Here is a 23,224-nt window from a genome sequence, read left to right on the forward strand (position 1 = left end):
CTCATGCTGGAATGAGATGAAATCTAAATGAGAATGGTTCGTAGTGCAAAGAACGAATGGTAATAAGATCCCCTGCTTGCCAGTGATTCCCCCCTTGAGGAGAATGCAACCATCAGAGAGGAGACGAACATGCTCAAGAAACTATTCAGTGCCCTGTTCAAGGGGCAAGCTGCCCAGATAGCCGATGTCACGCCCACCGAATACGCCGGCTATCTCATTTATCCCGAACCCATGGCGGAAGGGGGGCAGTTCCGGCTTGCAGGGCGCATCACCAAGGATGTGGATGGTGTGCTGCAGACTCACCGCTTCATCCGCTCCGATCTGTTCGCCAACCCGGCCGACGCCGAGCGTTTCATGGTGCAAAAAGCCCATACCTTCATCGATCAGATGGGGGAGCGCATGTTTGAGCCGCGGGTGAAGCCGGACGACAGTTCAGCCTCATGAGCCCAGCCGAGGTGGATCTCCTGCGCCAGGCCCTCGCTCGCACCGGTGAGCGTCGCCTGATCTGGCTGGAAGGGCTCGAAGCCGATTGCATCACCCGCGCCGAACCCTTGCTGGGGGAGGCGGTCTTCTGGCTGGGGGACGGCCCCGCATGCCATGGCCCGCTGCCCGCCGCCAAGGCGCTGCAACGGCTGGGTCAGGAGTGCGATACCCTGGTGTTCAACGCCTTCAGCGGCTTTCATCCCGATGCTTTCGGCGCCTTGGCGGGCACGTTGCGCGCCGGTGGTCTGCTGCTGCTGCTGACGCCCCCCAGAGAGACGTGGCCAGCCTACCCGGATCCGGACAGGCTGCGACTGGTCGCCCAGCCTGAGGATGCCAAGCTGGCGGGTCATGGTTTTATCGCCCGCTTGGTGCGGTTGCTGGCAGGGGATCCAGCCCTCTCCTTGAACCCTCCCGTCGGCGGCGAACCCTGGTGTCCTCTTGACGCAAGCCGGCCACTCAGCACCGATCAAGCCCGTGCGCTGCCAGCCATTCACAAGGTGTTGCATGGTCATCGTCGTCGTCCGCTGGTGCTGAGTGCGGATCGTGGCCGTGGCAAGAGTGCGCTGCTGGGTCTGGCCAGCGCCGATCTGCTGCGCCAGGATCCCGGCCTGCAGATAGTGGTGACGGCACCCGCCCAGGCGACTGTGGCCACGCTCTTTGCCCATGCCTCGGCCGCGCTTGCAGACACGCCAGAGCGGCTGGCGGGCCTGACCTATGTGTCGCCAGACCGAGCGGCTCAAGGGGATGTGCAAGCGGATCTGCTGTTGGTGGATGAGGCCGCCGCCATTCCGACCCCGCTGCTGGAAGCCATCCTGGCCCATCACAGCCGCATCGTATTCGCCACCACTGAGCACGGCTATGAGGGGACGGGGCGTGGTTTTCATCTGCGCTTCAAGCGGGTGCTCGATAGGCAGACCCCGGATTGGCAGGAGCTGCATCTGGCGGAACCCATCCGCTGGAGCCGGCATGATCCGCTGGAGCCGCTGATCTTCCGGCTGCTCGGCCTCAATGCCGACATAGTGGCACCGGCTCCCCCGAAAGCACCGAGCTGGCGACGGCTGGAACAGGAGACGCTGGCCGGGGATGAGGCTCTGCTCAATCGGGTGTTCGGTCTGCTCGTCCTGGCCCATTATCAGACCAGTCCGAGTGATCTGCGGTATTTGCTGGAGAGCCCGGATCTCGACATCCACCTGCTGGAGCAGGATAAAGAGTTGCTCGGTGTTGCCCTGGTGGCCCGGGAGGGAAACATAGCGCCGGCGCTGGCTCATGACATCTGGGGCGGGCGAAGACGCCCCCGCGGTCATCTCTTGCCCCAGTCGCTGCTGGCACACGCCGGCTTCATCACGGCAGGGGAGCGCACCTATGCCAGGGTGATGCGCATCGCCATTCATCCAGCTTTGCATCGCCTGGGACTGGGTTCTCTGTTGCTGGCGCAGCTGGAAACACACTACCGCACGCAGGGATACGACTATCTGGGGTCAGCCTTTTCTGCCAGTCCCGATCTGCTGCCATTCTGGCTCAAGGGGGGCTTGACGGTATTGCGCATCGGCCTGCAGCGGGATGCAGCCAGTGGCAGCCATGCGGCCTTGTTGCTCAAACCGCTGAAAGCAGAGCTCGATTCGGAGCTGGCCCAATGGCGACGGCGCTTCGTGAGCCAGCTGCCGACCCTGCTGGCAGGAGAGCTCAAGGGGCTGGATCCCGAACTGGTCTGGCTATGCCTGAGAGGAAACGCGGCCGCAGAAGCGCCCGATCTGGATGAGTTCCAGTATCAGGAGCTGATGTGCTTTGCCCATCATCACAAACCGTTCGAGCTGTGCCAAGCCTGCCTGCAACGCTGGCTGGCCAGTCGGTTGACTGTGCTGGATGAACTGCTTCCCGACGAGCGTCGGCTGCTGATCGCCTCCATCTGGCAGTATGTGCCCTGGGCCGAGTTGGCAAAGACGTTGGGTGTTGCTGGCAAGCCTGCGCTGATCAAGCAGCTGCGCAGCCTGCTGGCCCGGCTGTTGGACAAACCGGCGCCCATGGCCTGACGACGAACGACATGGCCGCGGCGGCGCGAGAAGGCACGGCTGGTCACCACAGATGAACAAGGGGCCCGGGTGGCCCCTTCACTTTTGTCGAGCGCTTTGGCTGCTCGCTACCGGAGGGATCCTGTGATTGAGCCGTTCTGGGTTATGCCATGGGGCAATGGCTGCCGCCAGCACACCCCTCGTTTACCCCGGATAGGATGCCAACTGCTCTGACGAGTCCCTCGTCGGCGGGCATCACTTTGGTTTTTTCAGAATATCGACTAATACTTGAGTGTGACTGAACGTTTAATAAATGCATTATTTTCAGATGGTTAGCCTTTAAGCTGTCAATGCTTGCCATCTTTTCTAACGTGCACAGGGAGTGCAATGTGGGAAAAAATGCAATCAACCATGGCGCATGGATGGTGTGGCTCGCCAGTAGCAGTGTTTCCGCCAACGACATCACATTCAACATGACGCGCGGGGCGACCGCCATCAGCCAGCAGGTGTATGACCTGCATATGACGATCTTCTATATTTGCTGCGCCATTGGCCTGATCGTCTTCGGGGCCATGCTCTGGTCCATAGTCCACCACCGAAAGTCTCGCGGCGCCAAGGCCGCCCAATTCCACGAGAGCACCCGCATCGAGCTGTTATGGACCGCCATCCCTGTGCTGATCCTGGTCGCCATGGCGGCCCCGGCGACCTCGACGCTGCTGAAGATGGAGGACACCTCCAAAGCCGACCTGACCGTGCTCATCACGGGCTCGCAATGGAAATGGCATTACAAATACCTCGAGCATCCGGTGGCGTTTTACTCCTTGCTGGCGACCAGCAAGAAGCAGATCTCGGGGGACGAACCCAAAAGCGGCACCTATTTGCTGGAAGTGGATCAGCCTCTGGTGTTGCCCGTCGGCAAGAAGATCCGATTCCTGATGACCTCGGACGACGTCATTCACTCCTGGTGGGTTCCGGCCTTTGCCGTGAAGAAAGATGCCAATCCCGGTTACATCAACGAATCCTGGACCCGGATCGAAAAGGCTGGCACCTACCGGGGGCAGTGTGCCGAGCTGTGCGGCAAAGACCACGGCTTCATGCCCATAGTGGTGGTGGCCAAGCCGGCCGGGGAGTTCGATGGCTGGATCGCCAAGACAGCGGCAGATCAGGCGGCAGCCAAGGCCCGGCAGCAAGACCTGGCCAGTCAGACCATGACGCTGCCGCAGGCCATGGAGCTGGGGGAGAAGGTCTATCTGGGCTATTGCGCCGCCTGCCATCAGCCTGCGGGTACGGGCTTGCCCGGCATCTTCCCGGCCCTCAAGGGCAGCAAGGTGGCGACGCTGCCAGAACATAGGGCCCAGCACCTGGACATAGTCCTGCATGGCAAGAGCGGGACGGCGATGCAGCCCTTCGGCAAGCAGCTGACGGCCCAGGAACTCGCCGCCGTCGTGACATACGAGCGCAATGCCTGGGACAACAAGACCGGTGATGTCATTCAGGCTGCAGAGGTGCAGTCCCTTCTGAACCCAGTCGATCCAAACAAGGACAAGTGAGGCGCCAGCATGAGTGATGGAATCACGGATACCCTGCACAGCGAGCACGCCCACCAACCTGCATCGGGCCTGAGGCGCTGGCTATACACCACGAATCACAAAGATATCGGCACCCTCTATCTGCTGTTCGCCCTGACCATGTTCTTCATCGGTGGCGCCATGGCCATGGTCATTCGGGCCGAGCTGTTCCAACCCGGGCTGCAACTGGTCGAGCCCCTGTTCTTCAACCAGATGACCACAGTGCATGGCCTCATCATGGTCTTTGGCGCCGTGATGCCCGCCTTCACCGGCCTCGCCAACTGGCTGATCCCCATCATGATCGGGGCCCCGGACATGGCGCTGCCCCGGATGAACAACTGGAGCTTCTGGATCCTGCCGTTTGCGTTTCTGATCCTGCTGTCGAGCCTGTTCATGGAGGGCGGTGGCCCCAGCTCGGGCTGGACCTTCTATGCCCCCCTGTCCACCAAATACAGCGGCAACAGCACGGCGCTATTCGTCTTTGCCATCCACATCATGGGTATCTCCTCCATCATGGGGGCCATCAACGTCATCGTCACCATCTTCAACCTGCGGGCGCCGGGCATGGGCTGGATGAAGATGCCGTTGTTTGTCTGGACCTGGCTCATCACGGCTTTCCTGCTCATCGCTGTCATGCCGGTCCTGGCGGCGGCGGTGACCATGGTGCTGACAGACAAATATTTCGGTACCAGCTTCTTCGATGCGGCCGGGGGCGGGGATCCTGTGCTGTTCCAGCATATCTTCTGGTTCTTTGGCCATCCGGAGGTGTACATCATGATACTGCCGGCCTTTGGCATCGTCTCCAGCATCATTCCCACCTTCTCTCGCAAGCAGCTGTTTGGCTATCGCTCCATGGTTTATGCCACCAGCAGCATCGCCTTGCTGTCATTCATGGTCTGGGCTCACCACATGTTTACGACTGGGCTGCCCGTGGTCGCCGAGCTGTTCTTCATGTACGCCACCATGCTGATAGCGGTGCCGACCGGGGTGAAGGTATTCAACTGGGTTGCCACCATGTGGCGGGGATCACTGACGTTCGAGACCCCCATGTTGTTTGCCATCGCCTTCATCACCCTGTTCACCATAGGCGGCTTCTCGGGGTTGATGCTGGCCATGATCCCGGCCGATTTCCAATATCACGATACCTATTTTGTCGTGGCCCATTTCCATTATGTGCTGGTCACCGGCGCCGTCTTCTCTATCCTGGCCGCCGCTTATTACTGGTTGCCCAAATGGACGGGGCACATGTATGACGAGCGACTCGGGCAGTGGCATTTCTGGTGCTCGCTCATTTCGGTCAATGTGCTCTTCTTCCCCATGCACTTCGTCGGTCTGGCGGGCATGCCCCGTCGCATTCCGGATTACGCGCTGCAGTTTGCCGACTTCAACATGCTGATCAGTCTCGGCGGTTTCGCCTTCGGGCTGTCGCAGTTGCTGTTCGTCTGGGGGGTGATCAAGTGCATCAGGGGAGGACGGCAGGCGAGCAATCAGGTGTGGGAAGGGGCGGAGGGGCTGGAGTGGACGCTCTCATCCCCCCCTCCCTACCACAGCTTCAAGACTCCGCCAGAGGTGCGGTAAGGAGATCATATGGCTCAGGTCAATCACGGTCCCCTGCTCAGAAAGCTGGCCCTGGTGGTGCTTGTCATGTTCGGGTTCGCCTTTGCACTGGTGCCGCTGTATGACGTCTTCTGCAGGATCACCGGCCTCAACGGCAAGACTGCAGTACAGCCGGCCACGGCTGAGCGGGCGGTGATCGACAGTAAACGGACCATCCAGATCGAGTTTCTGGCCCATGCGGACACCCAGATGCCGTGGCAGTTCAGCGGCGAAACGGCGCGGTTGTCGGTGCGGCCGGGTGAAATGAAGCTGGTCAATTATCGGGTGTTCAATCCCACCGATCGCACCATGATTGGTCAGGCGGTGCCGTCAGTCTCGCCCGGTCCCGCCGCCGCCTATTTGAAGAAAGTGGAGTGCTTTTGCTTCAACCGTCAGGAGTTGCAGGCGGGGGAGAGCAAGCTGATGCCTCTCAAGTTTTATGTCGACCCCGATTTGCCCGACAACATAAACACCATAACGCTCTCCTATTCACTCTATGACATCACTCAGTCCACCCCAGCCCCGACGCTGGCGCAGAGGAAATAATCATGGCCAAAGTGAACCAGACGTATTATGTCCCGGACCAGAGCCGCTGGCCCATCATAGGGGCGGTGGCCTTGTTTTTCCTGGCTTTCGGGGCGGGGCATCTGGTCAATGAAGTGGCGAGCAAGCAGGACGGGGTCGGCCGGTATTTGGTGATGGCTGGCGTTGCCTTGCTGGTCTTCATGCTGTTTGGCTGGTTTCGCCACATCATCCAGGAGTCCATGACCGGGCTCTACAGCGCACAGATGGATCGTTCTTTCCGGCAAGGCATGGTCTGGTTCATCTTCTCCGAGGTGATGTTCTTCCTGGCCTTCTTCGGGGTGCTGTTTTATGCCCGCCAGCTTGCCATGCCCTGGCTGGATGGCGCGGGCAACAAGGCGATGACGGCCCAGTTGCTGTGGCCGGATTTCTCCGCGCACTGGCCCATGGTCAAGACTCCGGGAGGGACCACGACCCAGGCCATGCCCTGGCACGGTATCCCCCTCATCAATACCCTGATCCTGCTCGCATCCTCCGTCACCCTGCTGTTTGCACATACCGGCCTGGAAAATGGAAAACGCAGTCGTCTCAAGGGAATGCTGCTTGTGACCGTAGTGCTCGGGTTGGCGTTCCTCTGGCTGCAAGGCTATGAATACCTGCATGCGTACCGGGATCTGGGGCTGCGACTGGACTCCGGCATCTACGGCAATACCTTCTTCATCCTGACCGGATTCCATGGCTTGCATGTCACCCTGGGGACTGTATTCCTGCTGATCATATGGCTGCGGATAGTGCTGAAGGATCACTTCTCCGCCGAGCGCCACTTCGCCTTCCAGGCCGCGGCCTGGTACTGGCACTTCGTCGATGTGGTCTGGCTCTGCCTCTTCGTGTTCGTCTACCTGCTCTGAAGTCGGGATCAGTAAGGGCGCGGGTTGGGCTCCAGCCAGCCCATCATCAAGGAGAGCAGCAGGATGACGACCACCAGCAGTGAAAAGAGCACCCGGCGCCCCAGCGGGGCCGACATCTTCTGGGGGTGACCCGTGGTCATCATCAACCAGAGGGCATGAAACAGCTGTCCTATGATGAGCAGCAGCATCAGTACCAGCACTATCTTGATCAACATGTTGGAGCCCTCCGTTATATGCGTGACATGGCAACATGGGATAAGCAGAGACCATGGCATCACAGGCGCTGGATCGTACTGATGTTCACTCTGGTTGTTACGGCCGGTTTGTGCAAGCTGTCGCTCTGGCAGTGGCAGCGCGGGATGGAGAAAGAGGCCTGGCTGGGACGGATGGCGGTGGCGCAGCAGGTGGCGCCACTGACGCTTGCCCGGATCGACTGGCGCAATCTTCAATCACTGGATGGCTTGTCACTGGGAGGGGAGGTCGAATGGGTGTCCCCTCATGTCTGGCTGCTGGACAACCAGGCGGTGGCGGGCGAGATCGGCTATGACGTCATCATACCGGTTCGCGCCGGTGATGCCCGTCCCTTGCTGCTGGTCAATCTGGGCTGGGTGCCTGCGCCCGCCAGCAGGCAGCAACTGCCAAGGCCCGTCATTCCGGCCACTCTGGCACTCGATGGCTTGCTGCGCACGGCCCCCGGCGGCATCCTGCTGGGTCAGAACATCGAATCCGGCCCCTATCCTAACCGGCTGCAGTCCATCAGGGTGGATGCCCTGAGCGAGATCATCGGCTCGCCCCTCGCCGATGCCGTGTTTTATCAAAAACACACTCCCTTCCTCCATCACTACCAGCCGAATGTCATGCCGCCCGAGAAGCACAGGGCATATGCAGCTCAATGGCTTGGGCTGGCGCTGGTGATGCTGGTGGGGGGCCTGGTGCTGACAAGGAGGTTATCCCCATGAATTCATGGTCAAGATGTAAGGTACCTGTCCTCTTTGCGCTGGTGATACTGCTGCCTGTGGTTTTGGCTGCGCTGACCCTGAGGCAGGGCTGGTATGAACCCGGTACCCGCAACAAGGGGGCCTGGTTGGATCAGGAGGTCTATCTGTTGCAGCCGCTCCCGCCCCATCAGAGCAAATGGCGGCTGGTCTATCTGGCCGCCCGGCGCTGTGAGGCGCAATGTCAACAGGTGCCCGAGTTGATGTCGCGGATCCAAAGCGCCCTAGGCCGCAACCTGGACAAGCTGGATCTGGTGCAACTGACTGATACGCCGCCGCGCGGGGTGAACGGAGCTGTGCGTGCGGGCGATATGATGTTGGTGGACTCGCAAGGGCTGGCCATCCTGCGCTACGAGGTACCGGCCAGCACGGCGGCGTGGCCGTTGCTTGGCAAGGCAGTGCTGTCGGATCTGCAGCAACTGCTCAAGTATCAGCGAGGTGTGCAATGAAAGCGCACCTGAGGACTGTATCGTGCGTCCTGTTGCCATCATCCGGAGACAAGCGTCAGCGAGGTGCCGTATGAAGATACAGAAGCGGCTGGCATCGATCGCCATCGCGCTGGCGGTGCTGGTCATCGTGCTCGGGGCCTATACCCGACTGACGGATGCCGGGCTGGCCTGCCCCGATTGGCCCGGCTGTTACGGCTCCCTGGCCGTCCCTCAGTCCGCACATATGGAGCGGGCGGCCCAGCTCTACCCGGACACGCCGCTGGAGCCCCACAAGGCGCGCAGCGAGATGGTGCACCGCTACTTCGCCGGTGTGCTGGGTGGTGTAATTGCGCTGCTGTTCGTGCTGAGCTGGCGTGCTGGCGGCCGTCTGCGTCGCCTCTCGGGGGCCTTGCTGGTGCTGGTAGTTGGGCAGGCTGCCCTGGGCATGTGGACTGTGACGCTGGCGCTGCACCCTCTGGTGGTGACCACCCACCTGCTGGGTGGGTTCGCCATCCTGACCCTGCTCTGGCTCTATCGGACCGAGCTTGAGCGCTCCCCCGCGAACGCGCCCGTCTGCCGCGGTCAGGGCTTGCCCTGGCTCGGCAATGCGGCCTGTGGCGTGCTGCTGCTGCAGATAGCGCTGGGTGGCTGGACGTCGGCGAACTATGCGGCCATGGCCTGCGTCGAGCTGCCTCTCTGCCAGGGGAGCTGGCAGGCGCAATTGAACTGGGAGGAGGCCTTTCATCTGCCACTCGGCCACGCCAGCTATGAGTTCGGGGTGCTGAGCAAGGAGGCGCGCCAGACCATACATATCGCCCATCGTCTGGGGGCCCTTGCCACCGCCCTGCTGGTGGGGGGCTTTGCCCTCGCCCTGATCCGTCAGGGAGCCCCGTTGCGTCTACTGGGGGGGCTCTTGCTGACCCTGCTGCTGGTGCAAATTGCCTTGGGGCTGGCGAACGTCCACCTGGCCCTGCCGTTGGCGAATGCACTCGCGCACAACCTGGTGGCGGCGCACCTGCTGGTGTGTTGTGTGCTGGCCCGTGGGCGGCTCTCTCCTCCTCGGCCTTCCCCCTTGCTGTCGCCCGAGGCGATCAGGAGTCAGACATGAACAGTAAGCCCTTGGCACGCGTCATCGACCCCCGGCTGCTGCGGGATTATTACCAGCTGACCAAACCCAAGGTGGTGGCCTTGCTGTTGCTGACCGCCTGGGTCGGCATGCTGCTGGCCGAGCCGACCCAGGCCTCCCTGGACGAGATGGTGCTGGGGCTGGCGGGGATAGGGCTGCTGGCGGCCGGGGCCGCGGCCATGAATCATTCTCTGGATCATGGCATCGATGCCCAGATGCGCAGAACGCGCTGGCGACCGGTCGCCATGGGGCGGATCGGGCCCAAGTCTGCGATGGCGTTTGCACTCTGGCTGGCGTTGATGGGCTTCGTCCTGCTCTATTGGGGCGTGAATCCCCTGACCGCCTGGCTGACCCTGGCCAGCCTGTTTGGCTATGCGGTCGTCTATACCCTGCTGCTCAAGCGAGCCACGCCCCAGAACATAGTCATCGGCGGGCTGGCGGGGGCCATGCCGCCTCTGCTGGGCTGGACCAGCATCACGGGAGGGCTCTCGGCCGAACCCTGGTTGCTGGTGATGATCATCTTCACTTGGACGCCGCCCCACTTCTGGTCTCTGGCGATCCATCGCCGCGATGAGTATGCCGGTGCGAACATTCCCATGCTGCCGGTCACCCACGGCATAGCGTTCACCAAGACGGCCATACTGCTCTATCTGCTGATCCTGACACTGGTCTGCCTGCTGCCCTACCTGATCGGCATGTCGGGGCTGCTCTATCTGATCGGCAGCCTGGCGCTGAACCTCGGGTTCTGCTGGCATGGCTGGTTGCTGAAGTATTCGGATCGACCCGGTCAGGCGATGCGCACCTTCCGCTTCTCCATCTATCACCTGATGTTGCTGTTTGGTCTGCTTATTCTGGATCACCACTGGCTGTGGCGGCTGTCGTAGGGGGAGGCATCTGGCAGGGGATTTGGGTCGTTGTTTGCGCATTCAGGCTGGCCCCGGGGCCAGCCTGAATCATGTTCAGAGCTTGACCATGATGTGGCGCGGCACTGTGTAATCCTCCAGGGCGTAGAGGGAGAGATCCTTGCCGTAACCGGACATCTTCATGCCGCCGTGGGGCATCTCCGAGGTGAGCATGAAGTGGGTGTTGATCCAGGTGCAGCCATATTGCAGGTGGCTGGCTACCTTGCTGGCCAGACTCAGATCCCGGGTCCAGACCGAGGAGGCGAGGCCGTAGTCCGAGTCGTTGGCCCACTGCACCACCTGTTCGGCGTCGCCAAAGCGGGTCACCGACACCACGGGGCCGAACACCTCCCGGCGCACTATTTCATCCTCCTGACGGGCGTGGGCTATCAGGGTCGGCTCGAAGAAGAAGCCGTTGCCGGCGCGGATCTTGCCGCCGGTCGTCACCTCAACGTGGCCGCTGCTCTGGGCCCGCTCCACGAAGCTGGCGACCCGGTTGCGCTGGCGGTCGGAGATAAGCGGCCCCATCTCCACCCCCTCCTCGCGCTGGCCCCCCACCTTGATAGAGGCCACGGCCTCCGTCATGGCGGCGACGAACTTGTCGTAGATCTTGCCCTGGGCATAGATGCGGCAGGCGGCGGTGCAGTCTTGCCCGGCATTGTAGAAACCGAAGGTGCGAATGCCCGCCACCACCGCCTCCAGATCCGCATCGTCGAAGATGATGACGGGCGCCTTGCCACCCAGCTCAAGGTGGGTGCGCTTCATGGTGCGGGCGGCGCTCTGCAGTATCTTCTGCCCGGTGGCGATGTCACCGGTGAGCGATACCATGCGCACCAGCGGGTGTTCCACCAGCGGTGCCCCCACGCTCTCGCCCCGGCCGCAGACGATGTTGATGACGCCGCGGGGGAAGATCTCGCTGGCGAGCTCGGCGAGGCGCAGGGCGGTGAGCGGGGTCTGCTCCGAGGGTTTGAGCACCACCGTATTGCCTGCCGCCAGTACCGGCGCCATCTTCCAGGCCGCCATCATCAGCGGGTAGTTCCAGGGGGCTATGCTGCCCACCACCCCTATGGGGTCGCGACGGATCATGCTGGTGTGCCCCTCTATGTATTCCCCCGCCAACGGTCCCTGCAGGCAGCGGGCCGCTCCGGCGAAGAAGCGGAAGCAGTCCACCACCGCGGGCAGCTCGTCATTGAGCACCGCCAGATAGGGCTTGCCGCAGTTGAGGGATTCGAGCGCCGCAAGCTCCTCGGCGTGGCGTTCGATGGCATCCGCCAGGCGCAGCAGCAGGATGCTGCGACTTGCCGGGGTGGTGCGGCTCCACTGGGCGAAGGCGCGCTGGGCGCCGTTCACCGCCCGGTTCACCTGCTCGAACGACGCCTCTGGCACAGAGGCGATCAGCTCCCCGGTGGCGGGATTGAGGATGGGCTCGGCCTGGCCGTCACCGGTCACGAACTGGCCGTCGATCAAGAGTTGGGTAGAGAATTTCATGGTTGCATCCTTGCGCAGGCGTTGAGTCATTATTTGCCACTGCCGGCGACGTCCTGGCCGTCGCGGGTGAGGTAGTAGGCAAGCAGAATGGGAATGGTGGTCACGGCCACTATGATGAGGGCCACCACGTTGGTGACGGGTCTGTCACGGGGACGGATCAGCTCCTGATACATCCAGATGGGCAGCGTGGTCTGCTGGCCCGCGGTGAAGGTGGTGACTATCACCTCGTCAAAGCTCAGGGCAAAGGCCAGCATGCCCCCCGCCAGCAGCGCCGTGGCGAGGTTGGGCAGGATGACATAGCGCAGGGTCTGGAAGCCGTCGGCCCCGAGATCCATGGACGCCTCGATCAGCGACTGGTTGGTGCGGCGAAAACGGGCCAGGGCATTGTTGTAGACCACCACCACGCAGAAGGTGGCGTGGCCTATGACTATGGTCCAGAAGCTGAACGGGATCTCCATCAGACCGTAGGCGGAGCGCAGCGCTATGCCTGTGACTATGCCGGGCAGGGCGATGGGCAGCACCAGCAAGAGCGACACCACCTCCTGGCCGAAGAAACGGCTGCGGGCTATGGCTCCCGCCGCCAGGGTGCCGAGCACCATGGCCGCCAGGGTCGCGAGTCCCGCCACCTCCAGCGACAGCTGGATGGCGCGCCACACGTCGGGGCGGTTCAGGGTCACCTCGAACCACTTGAGGGTGAGCCCGGGGGGCGGGAACTGGTAGCTCTTGCTCTCGCTGGTGAAGGCGTAGAGGAAGATGAAGAGGATCGGGAAGTGCAGGAACAGCAGACCGCCGATGGCCGCGTACTTGAGCAGGCCGGAGGCCTGGTTCATGGGTGGATTAGAGCGCATCGAAGGCCCCCAGACGTTTGGCAATGGTCAGGTAGATGGCGATGATGAGGATGGGCACCAGTGAGAAGGCGGCGGCGAAGGGCAGGTTGCCCGCCGTGCCCTGCTGCATGTAGACCACCTGGCCTATATACATGGTCGAGTTGCCTATGATGCCGGGAATGATGTAGTCACCAAGGGTCAGGGAAAAAGTGAAGATGGAGCCCGCCACCACGCCGGGCAGTGCCAGCGGCAGTATCAGGGTGCGGAAGGTCTGGGCCGGAGTCGCCCCCAGATCGCTGCTCGCCTCCAGCAGGGAGCGCGGGATCCGCTCCACCGCCGCCTGAATGGGCAGGATCATGAAGGGCAGCCAGACGTAGACGAAGACGATGAAAGTGCCGAGCCGCGAAAACGACAGCGAAGGGCCGCCAATCATCGGCAGGGAGAGGATGCCGTCCAGCAGCCACTCCAGCCCCAGGCTGTCCGCCAGCCAGCTGATCACCCCCTCCTTGGCCAGGATCAGCTTCCAGGCATAGACCCGCACCAGATAGCTGGACCAGAGCGGCAGCATGATGCCCACGTAGAACAGCGCCCGGGTCTTGCCGCTGGTGTAGCGCGCCATGTAGTAGGCGATGGGGAAGCCGAGCAGGGCGCAGGCCAGGGTCACCAGCAGCGACATGCCGACGGTACGGCCGATGACGTCCAGGTTTTCCGGCCGCAGCAGGGCGATGAAATTTTGCAGCCCCAGCTCGTGACGCACCTGACCGCTGAACTCGTCCAGCCCGAAGAAGGCGTTGGAGAGCAGCATCAGCAATGAGCCCACATAGATGATACCGAGCCAGAGCAGGGGCGGCCCGAGCAGGATGGCCAGCAGCAGACCTGGCCGGCCGTAGAGCAGGGTGGAGAGGCGCCGCAGCGGCCGCAAGCGTGCAGGTTCGGTGGCGTGGCTCATGGCTAGACTCGCACTGTGGGGGAGGCTCATGGCTGAGCCCCCGATCCTGAGACACTCAGGCGGTGGATGGCCTGCTCAGGCCAGCTGAGGCTGACCCGGGCACCACGGGCCAGACGGGCCTGCCCCTCGTTGGGGTGGTTGACGATGATCTCGAGCTGCTCTCCCAGACTCACCCGGTAGCGCACGAAGGGGCCCAGATACTCCACCTCGCGGATCTCGCCGGCCCAGCCGGGCATGCCGGCCTCGCCGAGCCGGATCCGTTCCGGGCGCACCATCATCTGGCGCTCATCACCGCACAGCCGTTTGGCCTGCTCCCCCTCGAACAGGTTGACTGTGCCGACAAAGCGGGCCACAAACGGCGTCGCCGGAGCATCGTAGATGGTATCCGGGGCTGCTATCTGCTCTATCTTGCCCTGACTGAAGATGCAGATGCGGTCGCTCATGGAGAGCGCCTCCTGCTGATCGTGGGTGACGAAGATGAAGGTGATGCCGAGCTGGCGCTGCAAGGCTTTCAGCTCGAGCTGCATCTGCTCGCGCAGCTTGAGGTCCAGCGCCCCCAGAGGCTCGTCCAGCAGCAGGATGCGCGGCTGGTTGATGAGGGCCCGGGCGATGGCGATGCGCTGGCGCTGGCCGCCGGAGAGCTGCCCTGGCTTGCGGCTGCCGACGCCAGGCAGGCGCACCAACTCCAGCATCACGTCCACCTTGCGATAACGCTCCGCCTTGGGCACTCCCCTGATCATCAGCCCATAGCCGATGTTGTCCCGCACATCCATGTTGGGGAAGAGGGCGTAGTCCTGGAACACGGTATTGAGGTTGCGATCATAGGGTGGCACCCGGGAGCAGGGCTCGCCAAACAGCCGGATCTCCCCCTCGCTCGGGTACTCGAAGCCCGCGATCATCCGCAGGCAGGTGGTCTTGCCGGAACCGCTTGGGCCCAGCAGGGTGAAGAATTCTCCGGACGGGATCTGGAAGGAGATGTCGTCGACCGCCTTCACCTCGCCATAGTGGCGGCTGACCCGGTCAAATTGTACGGCTGTCATGGTACGTCCTTGTCATCGAACAGGGCCGGGTCTCCCCCCGGCCCGTGGTGGGGCGATTTGCTGGTGTGGGCTGCCTGGACTCAGCGGCCACCCAGGATGGCGATATAGTCGGACACCCAGCGGTAATAGGGCACGCATGTCCCCTGGCTCTTGCACTGGGAGACAGGGGTACGCCAGAAGTGCACCTTGTCGAAGTTCTCTATGCCATTGGTCTTGCAGCCCTCTTTGCCCAGCAGGGCATTGCCCTCGCAGGCGGCTGGTACCACGGGCACAGAGCCGAACCAGGAGGCGAGATCCCCCTGCAGCTTGTTGTTCAGGGAGTGCTCCAGCCACTGGTAGGCACAGGTCAGGTTCTTGGCCTCGCTGTGCACCATGCTGGTGTCGGCCCAGCCGGTTACCCCTTCCTTGGGCACTGTGGTGGCGATGGGCTGCTTGTCGGCGATCAGGGCATTGGCCTGGAAGGGCCAGGAGCCGGAGGCCACCACCCCCTCGTTCTTGAAGTCATCTATCTGGACGAAGGCGTCGTGCCAGTAGCGCCCCACCAGCTGGCGTTGCTTGCGCAGCAGATCGAGGGAGGCCTTGTACTGCTCCTCGTTCAGCTCGTAAGGATCCTTGATGCCGAGTGCCGGCTGGTGGGTCATCAGATAGAGGGCGGCATCGGCGATGTGGATGGGGCCGTCGAACGCCTGGACCCGCCCCTTGTTGGACTTGCCGTCCGGCAGGGTCTGCTCCTCGAACACCACGGACCAGGAGTCGGGCGCCTTGGGGAATACCTTGGTGTTGTACATCAGGATGTTGCCGCCCCACTGGTAGGGGACGCCGTAGTGCTTGCCCTCCACTGTGTGCCAGGGAGCGCTCTGCAGGCGGGGATCTATCTTGCCGTAACTCGGGATGAGCGCCAGGTTGAGCGGCTGCACCTTGCCCCCCGCGATGAGGCGCAGGCTGGCGTCGCCGGAGGCGGTCACCAGATCGAAGCCCCCCTCGTTCATCAGGGCCACCATCTCGTCCGAGGTCGCGGCCGTCTTGACGCTGACCTTGCAGCCTGTCTCCTTCTCGAAGCCGGTCACCCAGTCGTAGTTCTTGTCGGTTTCGCCTCGCTCCACGTAGCCTGCCCAGGCCACGATATTGAGCTGGCCTTCACCCTTGCCGAGCTCGGTCGGGGCGGCCTGGGTCTGGCCTGCCAGCAGGGCGGGGATCAGGGCCAGGGTCAGGGGGGTCAGTTTCATCTTGCTCTCCTTGCATGATCTGGAGCCATGCGATACCGCAATGGCAATTAACATCCTGTTAACCAGTCATGAGCGTAGGAGAAGGCAGTGGTAATGAGAATTTCAATTTTTAACGCCAGAGGTATCTGCCAAATCTATATCGAGTGCAGATGAATCTTGTTTTTGATGGCAGCGTGGCGATCACCCTGAGGGTGCTGGCTAGCGAGAGACCGGCTGGCGGGCCCGCAGCCGGCTCTGATCCCGCGCTATGTCGATGAACTCGCGGGCGGTCCAGTCGAGCCGCGAGCCGCGGCGCCACACCAGACCGATGTCGATGGCGGGGATGGGCTCCTTGATGGGGCGGGCCTCCACCCGCTCCTGCTCCAGAGACCAGGGGCGATAGGCAAAGTCCGGCAGCAGGGCGACCCCGAGCTGGCTCGCCACCAGGCTGCGCACCGCTTCCACCGAGGCGGTGCGCAGCACAGTGCGAGGGGAGATGCCGTAGCGGCGCAGGCCGGCCCCTATGATCTGATCCAGCTGATCGGCGGTGAGCGAGATCATGGGCTCATCCCCCAACGCCTTGAGGGAGAGGGTCGATTCCGCGCAGAGGGGGTGGTTGGCGGCGAGCCAAAGCCGCAGGGGGGAGCGGGTCAGCAGCTCGGTATCGAACGCCTCCTGGCGTATGGTGCGGTTGGTCATCAGTATCCCCACGTCCACTTCGCCGTTGACAATCTGATGCTCCAGAAACGGCTGCTCATCCTCCTTTACCTCGATGCGCACCGCCGGAAAGGCACGGCGAAAGCGGCCGATCGCCTCCGACAGGTAGTAGCCGGCCACCAGCGTCGTCACCCCTATGGTGAGCTGCCCCTGATCCTGCTGGGCTACCGCCTTGAGGGACTGGCCGGCTTCGGTCATGGCGCCGAGAATGCGCCTGGCATGGAGCAGGAACTGGTGGCCCTGGGCCGTCAGGGTGACGCCGCGCGGGTTGCGCTCGAACAGGGCGGCGCCGAGCTCTGTCTCCAGCTCGCGGATGGCGCTGGTGACCGCCGACTGGGAGATGTGCAGTTCGGCGGCGGCGCGGCTCACGGAGAAGCTGTCGGCCACGGCCACGAAGTAACGGATCTGGCGAAAGGTAAAATTCATCTGGGCATCCTGCCACGGGCGACGAGGTTGGCTGCCAGCTTAACCCCGAACTTCCCCCAAGCAAAAGGCGCCGTGATGGCGCCTTTATCATTATTTTTCCTGCTGTTAGCGGGAGCTGGCCGCCTCGATCACCGGCACCCGGTTCACCGCCTTGCCCAGATAGGCGAGGGTGATGGTCACTATGATGCAGGTGAAGCTGAGCCACATGTAGGGCAGGTAGTCGAGGGTGGCCACCCCCAGCACCCCGGCCATGAAGATGCCGTTGTCGCTCCAGGGCACCATGCCGCAGGTGAGGGTGCCGCCGAACTCGGCATTGCGGGAGAGGTTCTTGCGCGCCAGCCCCAGCCGGTCGTAGTTCTTGGCCATGATCTTGGGGGTCAGGATCAGAGACACATACATGGCGGAGCCGAACACGTTGGCCAGGAAGGCGGTGCCTATGGTGTGGCTGGTCAGGCTGCCGACGCTGTTGATGCGCTTCTCGAAGGCGCTGGCGATCACCGCCAGTATGCCGACCTTCTCCAGCAGGCCGCCAAAGCCCAAACCGAAGATGATGACGGCCACCGAGCCCAGCATGGACTCCATGCCGCCGCGACCCAGGATGTTGTCGATGAAGTCGACCCCTGAGGTGATGGCGAACGGGCTGTAGGCGGAGTGCATCGCCTTGACCGGGTCCATGTCCTGGAACAGGATGGCCCACACCAGACCCAGCAGGGCGCCGAAGCTGATCACCGGGAAGGCGGGTTTGCGGTTCGCCAGCAGGCCCAGCACCAGGATCACCGGCACTATGGCCAGCGGCGTGATGTTGAACTGCTTGTCGAGGGCCTCCATCACCAGATTGACCTGCTCCAGGCTGACGTTGCCGGAGTACTGCATGCCGACCACGGTGAACAGGGCCGCCGTGATGACGTAGGAGAAGAGGCTGATGGGCAGCATCCCCTTGATGTGCTCCACCACGTCGACGTTGGACATGGTCGACGCCAGCACCACTGAGTCGGAGAGGGGGGAGAGCTTGTCACCGAAGTAGACGCCGGAGAGCACGGCTCCGGCCACCAGGGGCGCAGGCACCCCCAGGCTGTGGCCTATCCCCATCATGGCGATACCCGCCGTGGCGGCAGAGCCCCAGGAGGTGCCGGTGGCCAGCGAGGTGAGGGAGCAGATGATCAGGGTCGCCAGCAGGAAGATGGACGGGTGTATCACCTTGAGGCCGAAGTAGATGATGCTGGGGACTATGCCGCCGGCAATCCAGGTGCCCACTAGGGCACCGACGGAGACCAGTATCAATATGGCGCCCATCCCCTTGGCGACACCGTCGACGGCGGCCTGCTCCAGGGACTTGTAATCATGGCCTAGCCGGATGCCGAGCCCCATGATGACGAACCAGGCGATGAACAGCGCCAGCTGGATCGGCAAGTCGAGCACGCTGGTGAACGAAAAGGCCAGGGCCAGGAAAATGGCCAGGCAGGCAAACACCTGCGTCATGCCAGGCAATCGGATGTGGTTTTGTTGGTTTTGCATAGATACTTCCTAAACTCTTGCTCGCCAAGGTCGGTCCCTCTCGTCCTGTGGATACACGTATCCCGAGGGGCCGACCCAAAAAGAGGCCGCAATCTACCACAAACCTGGTGGGTTAAAGCCCCATCAAATTGGCAAAAATGCACATTTGATTGAAAAAATCACAAATTAGTTGATCTCATAACCCGTTTTTGAGCGCCTGTTGACACAAGGGGTCACATACGACAGCTTGCCTGTGACGCCGACTTGCATCCCCAATAGATGCAGATGATAATTATTATCAATTGTTGGTTGGGGAGAAAACAATGCGCTGGATATTGCGGGGGATGATGTTGCTGGTGGCGGTGGCGTACTTGCATGGGGTCAGGATAAAGAGTACGGCACCTGGAGTGTAGGTTTTCTGCTGGCTGCCTGGGTGATGCTGGAGCCCGGATTGCGGCCCGCCTTGATCTTGCTGCCAGTGGCCGGGTTGACCGGTATCGTCACCCTGCTCTGGCAGCAGCCCTGGTTATGAGCTCTTGACGGGAGCCTGCTTGATCTTCTGCTGTGCCAGCTTGAGCGTCGACCACCAGTTTCTCCATTTCGGTGCGTTTGGCATCGGTCAGGAAGTAGATCATGTCGACATTGTGGCGAATATAGTGGAGGGGAGCTGATTGAGGGTCAGGCAGCAGAGGTCGGCCATCTGATCGCTGGTGAGCTTCTGCTGCAGGTTTTGTTTTTCAATCTCCTTGAGCACCAGATGCTCATAGAAGTTGTGAATGTCGGTATCCAGTATCATATGCATTCCTTGGCATGACATGGCGGGGAGTTGTCAACAGCATAGCCATGGCAGGGGCAAAAACAAAAGGCCCGTCACTTTCGTGATGGGCCTTTTGCAGAATGAATGGTGCGAAGAGAGGGACTCGAACCCTCACATCCGTGGGACACTAACACCTGAAGCTAGCGCGTCTACCAATTCCGCCACCTTCGCACACTGATTTTCTCCAGCTGGTTTTAAATGCGGTTGGAGCGCATTGCTCTGTGTTTACATGTCAGAATCATGGTGCGAAGAGAGGGACTCGAACCCTCACACCCGGGGGGCACTAACACCTGAAGCTAGCGCGTCTACCAATTCCGCCACCTTCGCACATTCGGGTTATCAGTCTGGATTTACATGCTGTCTGATAAAAGCATGGTGCGAAGAGAGGGACTCGAACCCTCACATCCGTGGGACACTAACACCTGAAGCTAGCGCGTCTACCAATTCCGCCACCTTCGCACATTCGTGTTATCAGTCTTGATTTACATGCTGTCTGATAAAAGCATGGTGCGAAGAGAGGGACTCGAACCCTCACACCCGGGGGGCACTAACACCTGAAGCTAGCGCGTCTACCAATTCCGCCACCTTCGCACATTCGGGTTTTCTAGTTGGATTTACATGCTGCGAGGGACTCGAACCCTCACATCCGGGGGGCACTAACACCTGAAGCTAGCGCGTCTACCAATTCCGCCACCTTCGCACATTGTTATCAATCTGGATTTACATGCTTTCGATGAAGCATGTTGCAGTATGGTGCGAAGAGAGGGACTCGAACCCTCACATCCGTGGGACACTAACACCTGAAGCTAGCGCGTCTACCAATTCCGCCACCTTCGCATCACTGCGGTGGGGGATTCTATAGAGTTTTGGGGGGCCGTCAACAGCCAAAGGGGACTTTTTTCGCTGTTGACGGATAAAGTGAAGCCAAGGGTACAAAACTTCAGCAATTAGCTGACGTTTGGCATTCAGTAACGGCCCAATGCGCTCTGATACATCTGCTCGTACTGGGTGACCGAGTCAGGCCAGTTGAAGCGGGTGTTCATGGCATTGCGCTGTACCTTGGCAAACGCTCTTGTCCTGCAGGAAATAGAGCAGGCTGCGGCGCATGGTATCGAGCAGGATGGCGGCGGTCGGATCGTTGAAGCAGAAGCCGGTGGCATGCTCGGGATCGGCATCCCAATCCACCACGGTATCTTTCAGTCCGCCGACGGCTCTCACCAGCGGCAGGGTGCCATAGGCCAGGCTGTACATCTGGTTGAGGCCGCAGGGCTCGAACAGGGAGGGCATCAGGAAGAAATCGGCGCCCGCTTCCACCAGGTGGGCCAGGCGGTCGTCATAGGCGTTGATGAAGGCGAACCTGTCGGGATGCTGCTGGGCTATGGTCTGCAACTGGGCGGCGAGGGAGGGATCGCCGGAACCTATGATCACCACCAGCACCTGATGCTGCAAAAACTTGTCCAGCGCCGGGATCAGCAGGTGCACCCCTTTCTGCTCGGTCAGTCGGCACACCATGCCATAGATGGGCAGGTTGCCGACGGGCAGCCCCGTCTCCTGCTGCAGGGCCCGTTTGCAGGCGTGTTTGCCGGCCAGGTGGTCGGCGTCATAGGTGGCGGGCAGCAGGGGATCGAAGGCGGGATCCCAATCCTGATAGTCACAGCCGTTGAGGATGCCGCGCAAGTCGCTCGCCCGTTGCTGGAACACGCTGGCCATGCCGTGAGCACCCAGGTGCGTCAGCAGCTCGGTGGCGTAGTTGGGGCTGACCGCATTGATCTTGTCGGCATAGAGCACACCGCACTTGAGCAGGTTGATGTGGCCGTAGTCGTAGTTGATGCGCTGCTCGTAGTCCTGGATCTCCGGCACGGCCCAGAACTGCTGGCGATCGAACACCCCCTGGAAGGCCGCATTGTGGATGCTGATGACCGACCGGGTGCGTTGGAAGAAGGGATTGTGAGCGTGGCGCGTCTTGAGCAGCAGCGGCAGCAGGCCGGTGTGCCAGTCGTTGCAGTGAACTATGTCAGGGGCGAAGTTCAGCTGCTCGCAGGCGTGCAGGGCCGCCGCCGCCAGGAAGGCGAAACGCTCGCCGTTGTCGGGGTAGGCCTGATTGTTCTCGGCATAGAGCTGGGGCCGTTCGAAATAGGGCGGGCAATCGAGCAGATAGACGCAGATCCCGTCCAGTTCCAGCTGATAGATGCGATAGCTGATGTCGTCCCGCCCCTGAGGGGTGGGCAACCAGCGCGAGGCGAGAAGAACGGCCTCGTCCCGGCGCTTGAGCGTCTTGTAGAAGGGCAGGATGATGCGAACGTCGTGGCCCCCCCGGGCGAGATGCTGCGGCAGGGCCTTGGCCACATCCGCCAGGCCCCCGGTCTTCACCAACCCCTCAACCTCAGAGGCTACAAACAGGACTTTCAGTGGGTTAATAGCCAACTCTTGCTCCCTTAGGTACCACGACGATTCCGCCTTCGGATACGGTAAATCGCTCTCTGTCATGGTCCAGATTCTCACCGATCACGGTGCCGGGTGCAATTTCAACGTTTTTGTCGATGATGGCGCGTCGAATTGAGCAGCCTTCACCTATCTTCACATCCCCGAGCAGCACGGATTCGCTGATGTGGCTGCAGGGGCCTATGTTGCAGCGAAAACCCAGGATGGAGCGCTGGATCTGGCTGCCCTGAATGAAGCAACCGCCGGAGATCAAGGAGTTGGCAATCTTGACCTTGCACTCATCGGTGTCGATGAAGGTGGCGGGGGGCAGAGGCGGGTAGTGGGTGTGCAGCGGCCATTTGCGATTGTAGAGGGAGAAGGGGGCGTCGTCGGCCACCAGATCCATGTGCGCCTGCCAATACGAATCCAGGGTCCCCACATCGCGCCAGTAGACGTTGGGCTTCTCACCGGGGATGACGTTGGTGCTGTAGTCGTAGACATAGACGGGGGCGCGGGGGAACAGGCTGGGGATGATGTCCTTGCCGAAATCGTGGCTGGAGTTTTCCTCGGCGGCATCGCGCTTGAGCTCGCGGTAGAGCGCCTCGGTCTCGAAGATGTAGTTGCCCATGGAGACCAGGGCCTGGGTGGGATCCCCGGGGATGGGTTTCGGATGCCTGGGTTTCTCTTCAAAACCTATCATGCGACCCTCCTGATCCACCTCGATCACCCCGAAGGCGCTCGCCTCCTCTATGGGCATGCGCAGGGCCGCGACCGTGAGGGCGGCGGCCTTCTGCTTGTGGAAGCTCACCATCTGGCTCACATCCATCTTGTAGATATGGTCGGAGCCGAAGATGCAGACGTGCTCGGGGTCGGAGATCTCGATGAAGCGCAGGTTCTGATAGATGGCGTCGGCGGTGCCGTCATACCAGCGTTTGCCCATCCGCATCTGGGCCGGAATGGGATCGATGAAGCGATCCGTGATGCCGACTATGTTCCAGCCCTTCTTCATATGCAGGTAGAGGGACTGGGACTTGAACTGGGTGAGCACATAGATGCGCAGGAAGTCGGCGTTGACGAAGTTGTTGAGCACGAAGTCGATCAAGCGGTAGCTGCCGCCAAAGGGGACAGAGGGCTTGCTGCGGGTGGTGGTCAGTGGCTGGAGTCGGGTTCCTTCGCCGCCAGCCAATATCATGGTGAGTATGCCTGCCATCGTATTTCTCTCCCTGAATTCATACTTTGAAAAGGTTTTCATGCTGCCGCGAAAAAACACCCCTAAAGGGGTGGTAAACGTTTTCTTGGTACC

General features: G+C 61.6%; 19 protein-coding genes, 6 tRNA genes and 3 pseudogenes. 11 read left to right on the plus strand and 17 right to left on the minus strand.

Annotation, left to right across the window (positions count from 1 at the left end):
- Positions 1–129: 129 nt before the first annotated feature.
- The 6 genes from ACF2JD_RS13620 (at position 130) to ACF2JD_RS13645 (ending at position 7,086) form a co-directional block, all read left to right on the plus strand.
- Positions 130–444 carry an HlyU family transcriptional regulator gene (locus ACF2JD_RS13620; protein ID WP_408837118.1) on the plus strand — a complete coding sequence of 105 codons (315 nt, stop codon included), beginning with the start codon at positions 130–132 and terminating at the stop codon, positions 442–444.
- Positions 441–2,513, plus strand: a complete 2,073-nt coding sequence (locus tag ACF2JD_RS13625; RefSeq protein ID WP_440987612.1) for a tRNA(Met) cytidine acetyltransferase TmcA — start codon at positions 441–443, stop codon at positions 2,511–2,513. Before ACF2JD_RS13620 ends, ACF2JD_RS13625 begins: the two co-directional genes overlap by 4 nt.
- A gap of 368 nt (positions 2,514–2,881) precedes the next feature.
- Complete coding sequence (gene coxB / locus ACF2JD_RS13630; RefSeq protein ID WP_440987613.1) at positions 2,882–4,042, plus strand: cytochrome c oxidase subunit II; 1,161 nt, start codon at positions 2,882–2,884, stop codon at positions 4,040–4,042.
- A 9-nt stretch (positions 4,043–4,051) separates the two neighbouring features.
- Positions 4,052–5,638, plus strand: coding sequence for a cytochrome c oxidase subunit I (gene ctaD / locus ACF2JD_RS13635; RefSeq protein WP_440987614.1), 1,587 nt, complete (start codon positions 4,052–4,054; stop codon positions 5,636–5,638).
- A gap of 9 nt (positions 5,639–5,647) precedes the next feature.
- The gene (locus tag ACF2JD_RS13640) at positions 5,648–6,202 is read left to right on the plus strand and encodes a cytochrome c oxidase assembly protein (protein ID WP_025328389.1); all 555 of its coding nucleotides are present in this window, start codon (positions 5,648–5,650) and stop codon (positions 6,200–6,202) included.
- A gap of 2 nt (positions 6,203–6,204) precedes the next feature.
- Positions 6,205–7,086, plus strand: a complete 882-nt coding sequence (locus tag ACF2JD_RS13645; RefSeq protein WP_408863623.1) for a cytochrome c oxidase subunit 3 — start codon at positions 6,205–6,207, stop codon at positions 7,084–7,086.
- A gap of 8 nt (positions 7,087–7,094) precedes the next feature.
- Here the strand turns inward: ACF2JD_RS13645 and ACF2JD_RS13650 are convergent, their stop codons facing one another.
- Complete coding sequence (locus ACF2JD_RS13650) at positions 7,095–7,301, minus strand: DUF2909 family protein (protein WP_111911044.1); 207 nt, start codon at positions 7,299–7,301, stop codon at positions 7,095–7,097.
- Positions 7,302–7,382: 81 nt separating this feature from the next.
- Here ACF2JD_RS13650 and ACF2JD_RS13655 point away from each other — a divergent pair, with 81 nt between their 5' ends.
- The 4 genes from ACF2JD_RS13655 (at position 7,383) to cyoE (ending at position 10,519) form a co-directional block, all read left to right on the plus strand.
- Positions 7,383–8,045, plus strand: a complete 663-nt coding sequence (locus ACF2JD_RS13655; RefSeq protein WP_440987615.1) for an SURF1 family cytochrome oxidase biogenesis protein — start codon at positions 7,383–7,385, stop codon at positions 8,043–8,045.
- The gene (locus ACF2JD_RS13660) at positions 8,042–8,530 is read left to right on the plus strand and encodes a hypothetical protein (RefSeq protein WP_393937974.1); all 489 of its coding nucleotides are present in this window, start codon (positions 8,042–8,044) and stop codon (positions 8,528–8,530) included. Before ACF2JD_RS13655 ends, ACF2JD_RS13660 begins: the two co-directional genes overlap by 4 nt.
- A 70-nt stretch (positions 8,531–8,600) precedes the next feature.
- Positions 8,601–9,617 carry a COX15/CtaA family protein gene (locus tag ACF2JD_RS13665; protein ID WP_163148454.1) on the plus strand — a complete coding sequence of 339 codons (1,017 nt, stop codon included), beginning with the start codon at positions 8,601–8,603 and terminating at the stop codon, positions 9,615–9,617.
- Entirely contained in the window at positions 9,614–10,519 is a 906-nt protein-coding gene (cyoE, locus tag ACF2JD_RS13670) for a heme o synthase (RefSeq protein WP_163148455.1), read from the plus strand. Before ACF2JD_RS13665 ends, cyoE begins: the two co-directional genes overlap by 4 nt.
- Before the next feature lie 75 nt (positions 10,520–10,594).
- On the opposite strand, the gene ACF2JD_RS13675 is transcribed toward cyoE, so the two are convergent.
- The 7 genes from ACF2JD_RS13675 to nhaC all read right to left on the minus strand — a co-directional run bounded on the left by ACF2JD_RS13675 (position 10,595) and on the right by nhaC (position 18,704).
- A complete protein-coding gene (locus tag ACF2JD_RS13675; protein WP_163148456.1) occupies positions 10,595–12,025 on the minus strand; it encodes a gamma-aminobutyraldehyde dehydrogenase in 1,431 nt (476 codons plus the stop codon).
- A 29-nt stretch (positions 12,026–12,054) separates the two neighbouring features.
- Positions 12,055–12,873: an ABC transporter permease gene (locus ACF2JD_RS13680; RefSeq protein ID WP_106885710.1), complete on the minus strand. Its 819-nt coding sequence runs from the start codon at positions 12,871–12,873 to the stop codon at positions 12,055–12,057.
- Positions 12,863–13,831: an ABC transporter permease gene (locus tag ACF2JD_RS13685; RefSeq protein ID WP_111911032.1), complete on the minus strand. Its 969-nt coding sequence runs from the start codon at positions 13,829–13,831 to the stop codon at positions 12,863–12,865. Before ACF2JD_RS13685 ends, ACF2JD_RS13680 begins: the two co-directional genes overlap by 11 nt.
- Positions 13,828–14,841, minus strand: coding sequence for an ATP-binding cassette domain-containing protein (locus ACF2JD_RS13690; RefSeq protein ID WP_440987616.1), 1,014 nt, complete (start codon positions 14,839–14,841; stop codon positions 13,828–13,830). Before ACF2JD_RS13690 ends, ACF2JD_RS13685 begins: the two co-directional genes overlap by 4 nt.
- 80 nt (positions 14,842–14,921) lie before the next feature.
- Positions 14,922–16,067 carry an ABC transporter substrate-binding protein gene (locus ACF2JD_RS13695; RefSeq protein ID WP_440987617.1) on the minus strand — a complete coding sequence of 382 codons (1,146 nt, stop codon included), beginning with the start codon at positions 16,065–16,067 and terminating at the stop codon, positions 14,922–14,924.
- 198 nt (positions 16,068–16,265) lie between these two features.
- Positions 16,266–17,189: a LysR family transcriptional regulator gene (locus ACF2JD_RS13700; protein ID WP_106885714.1), complete on the minus strand. Its 924-nt coding sequence runs from the start codon at positions 17,187–17,189 to the stop codon at positions 16,266–16,268.
- Positions 17,190–17,294: 105 nt separating this feature from the next.
- A complete protein-coding gene (nhaC, locus tag ACF2JD_RS13705) occupies positions 17,295–18,704 on the minus strand; it encodes a Na+/H+ antiporter NhaC (protein ID WP_139745654.1) in 1,410 nt (469 codons plus the stop codon).
- A gap of 302 nt (positions 18,705–19,006) precedes the next feature.
- On the opposite strand from nhaC, the pseudogene ACF2JD_RS13710 reads away from it, so the two are divergent.
- Positions 19,007–19,215: pseudogene (locus ACF2JD_RS13710) on the plus strand (hypothetical protein).
- Here the strand turns inward: ACF2JD_RS13710 and ACF2JD_RS13715 are convergent.
- From ACF2JD_RS13715 to glgC, 9 genes and pseudogenes are all read right to left on the minus strand, one after another.
- Positions 19,210–19,479 (minus strand): annotated as a pseudogene (locus ACF2JD_RS13715) (late competence development ComFB family protein). The pseudogenes ACF2JD_RS13710 and ACF2JD_RS13715 overlap by 6 nt on opposite strands.
- Positions 19,480–19,585: 106 nt before the next feature.
- A tRNA-Leu gene (locus ACF2JD_RS13720) sits at positions 19,586–19,671 on the minus strand.
- Between the two features lie 70 nt (positions 19,672–19,741).
- A tRNA-Leu gene (locus tag ACF2JD_RS13725) sits at positions 19,742–19,827 on the minus strand.
- Positions 19,828–19,873: 46 nt separating this feature from the next.
- A tRNA-Leu gene (locus tag ACF2JD_RS13730) sits at positions 19,874–19,959 on the minus strand.
- 46 nt (positions 19,960–20,005) lie between these two features.
- Positions 20,006–20,091 (minus strand) — tRNA-Leu (locus ACF2JD_RS13735).
- A gap of 31 nt (positions 20,092–20,122) precedes the next feature.
- Positions 20,123–20,200: transfer RNA gene (locus ACF2JD_RS13740), tRNA-Leu, on the minus strand.
- A gap of 51 nt (positions 20,201–20,251) precedes the next feature.
- Positions 20,252–20,337: transfer RNA gene (locus ACF2JD_RS13745), tRNA-Leu, on the minus strand.
- A gap of 128 nt (positions 20,338–20,465) precedes the next feature.
- A pseudogene (gene glgA, locus ACF2JD_RS13750) lies at positions 20,466–21,924 on the minus strand (glycogen synthase GlgA).
- Entirely contained in the window at positions 21,914–23,173 is a 1,260-nt protein-coding gene (gene glgC / locus ACF2JD_RS13755) for a glucose-1-phosphate adenylyltransferase (RefSeq protein ID WP_289985492.1), read from the minus strand. The pseudogene glgA and the gene glgC overlap by 11 nt, the downstream one beginning before the upstream one ends.
- Between the last annotated feature and the right edge of the window lie 51 nt (positions 23,174–23,224).

The sequence above is a fragment of the Aeromonas ichthyocola genome (assembly GCF_046087985.1).
Taxonomy (GTDB): domain Bacteria; phylum Pseudomonadota; class Gammaproteobacteria; order Enterobacterales; family Aeromonadaceae; genus Aeromonas; species Aeromonas rivipollensis.

What these genes read in the sequence shown, in the direction of transcription:
- ACF2JD_RS13650 (WP_111911044.1), bottom strand. Translation starts at nt 7,301, where the DNA reads ATGTTGATCAAGATAGTGCTGGTACTGATGCTGCTGCTCATCATAGGA.
- ACF2JD_RS13695 (WP_440987617.1), bottom strand. Translation starts at nt 16,067, where the DNA reads ATGAAACTGACCCCCCTGACCCTGGCCCTGATCCCCGCCCTGCTGGCA.
- ctaD (WP_440987614.1), top strand. Translation starts at nt 4,052, where the DNA reads ATGAGTGATGGAATCACGGATACCCTGCACAGCGAGCACGCCCACCAA.
- ACF2JD_RS13655 (WP_440987615.1), top strand. Translation starts at nt 7,383, where the DNA reads ATGTTCACTCTGGTTGTTACGGCCGGTTTGTGCAAGCTGTCGCTCTGG.
- ACF2JD_RS13700 (WP_106885714.1), bottom strand. Translation starts at nt 17,189, where the DNA reads ATGAATTTTACCTTTCGCCAGATCCGTTACTTCGTGGCCGTGGCCGAC.
- nhaC (WP_139745654.1), bottom strand. Translation starts at nt 18,704, where the DNA reads ATGCAAAACCAACAAAACCACATCCGATTGCCTGGCATGACGCAGGTG.
- ACF2JD_RS13625 (WP_440987612.1), top strand. Translation starts at nt 441, where the DNA reads ATGAGCCCAGCCGAGGTGGATCTCCTGCGCCAGGCCCTCGCTCGCACC.
- ACF2JD_RS13640 (WP_025328389.1), top strand. Translation starts at nt 5,648, where the DNA reads ATGGCTCAGGTCAATCACGGTCCCCTGCTCAGAAAGCTGGCCCTGGTG.
- cyoE (WP_163148455.1), top strand. Translation starts at nt 9,614, where the DNA reads ATGAACAGTAAGCCCTTGGCACGCGTCATCGACCCCCGGCTGCTGCGG.
- ACF2JD_RS13680 (WP_106885710.1), bottom strand. Translation starts at nt 12,873, where the DNA reads ATGCGCTCTAATCCACCCATGAACCAGGCCTCCGGCCTGCTCAAGTAC.
- ACF2JD_RS13620 (WP_408837118.1), top strand. Translation starts at nt 130, where the DNA reads ATGCTCAAGAAACTATTCAGTGCCCTGTTCAAGGGGCAAGCTGCCCAG.
- ACF2JD_RS13690 (WP_440987616.1), bottom strand. Translation starts at nt 14,841, where the DNA reads ATGACAGCCGTACAATTTGACCGGGTCAGCCGCCACTATGGCGAGGTG.
- ACF2JD_RS13645 (WP_408863623.1), top strand. Translation starts at nt 6,205, where the DNA reads ATGGCCAAAGTGAACCAGACGTATTATGTCCCGGACCAGAGCCGCTGG.
- ACF2JD_RS13685 (WP_111911032.1), bottom strand. Translation starts at nt 13,831, where the DNA reads ATGAGCCTCCCCCACAGTGCGAGTCTAGCCATGAGCCACGCCACCGAA.
- glgC (WP_289985492.1), bottom strand. Translation starts at nt 23,173, where the DNA reads ATGAAAACCTTTTCAAAGTATGAATTCAGGGAGAGAAATACGATGGCA.
- ACF2JD_RS13665 (WP_163148454.1), top strand. Translation starts at nt 8,601, where the DNA reads ATGAAGATACAGAAGCGGCTGGCATCGATCGCCATCGCGCTGGCGGTG.
- ACF2JD_RS13675 (WP_163148456.1), bottom strand. Translation starts at nt 12,025, where the DNA reads ATGAAATTCTCTACCCAACTCTTGATCGACGGCCAGTTCGTGACCGGT.
- ACF2JD_RS13660 (WP_393937974.1), top strand. Translation starts at nt 8,042, where the DNA reads ATGAATTCATGGTCAAGATGTAAGGTACCTGTCCTCTTTGCGCTGGTG.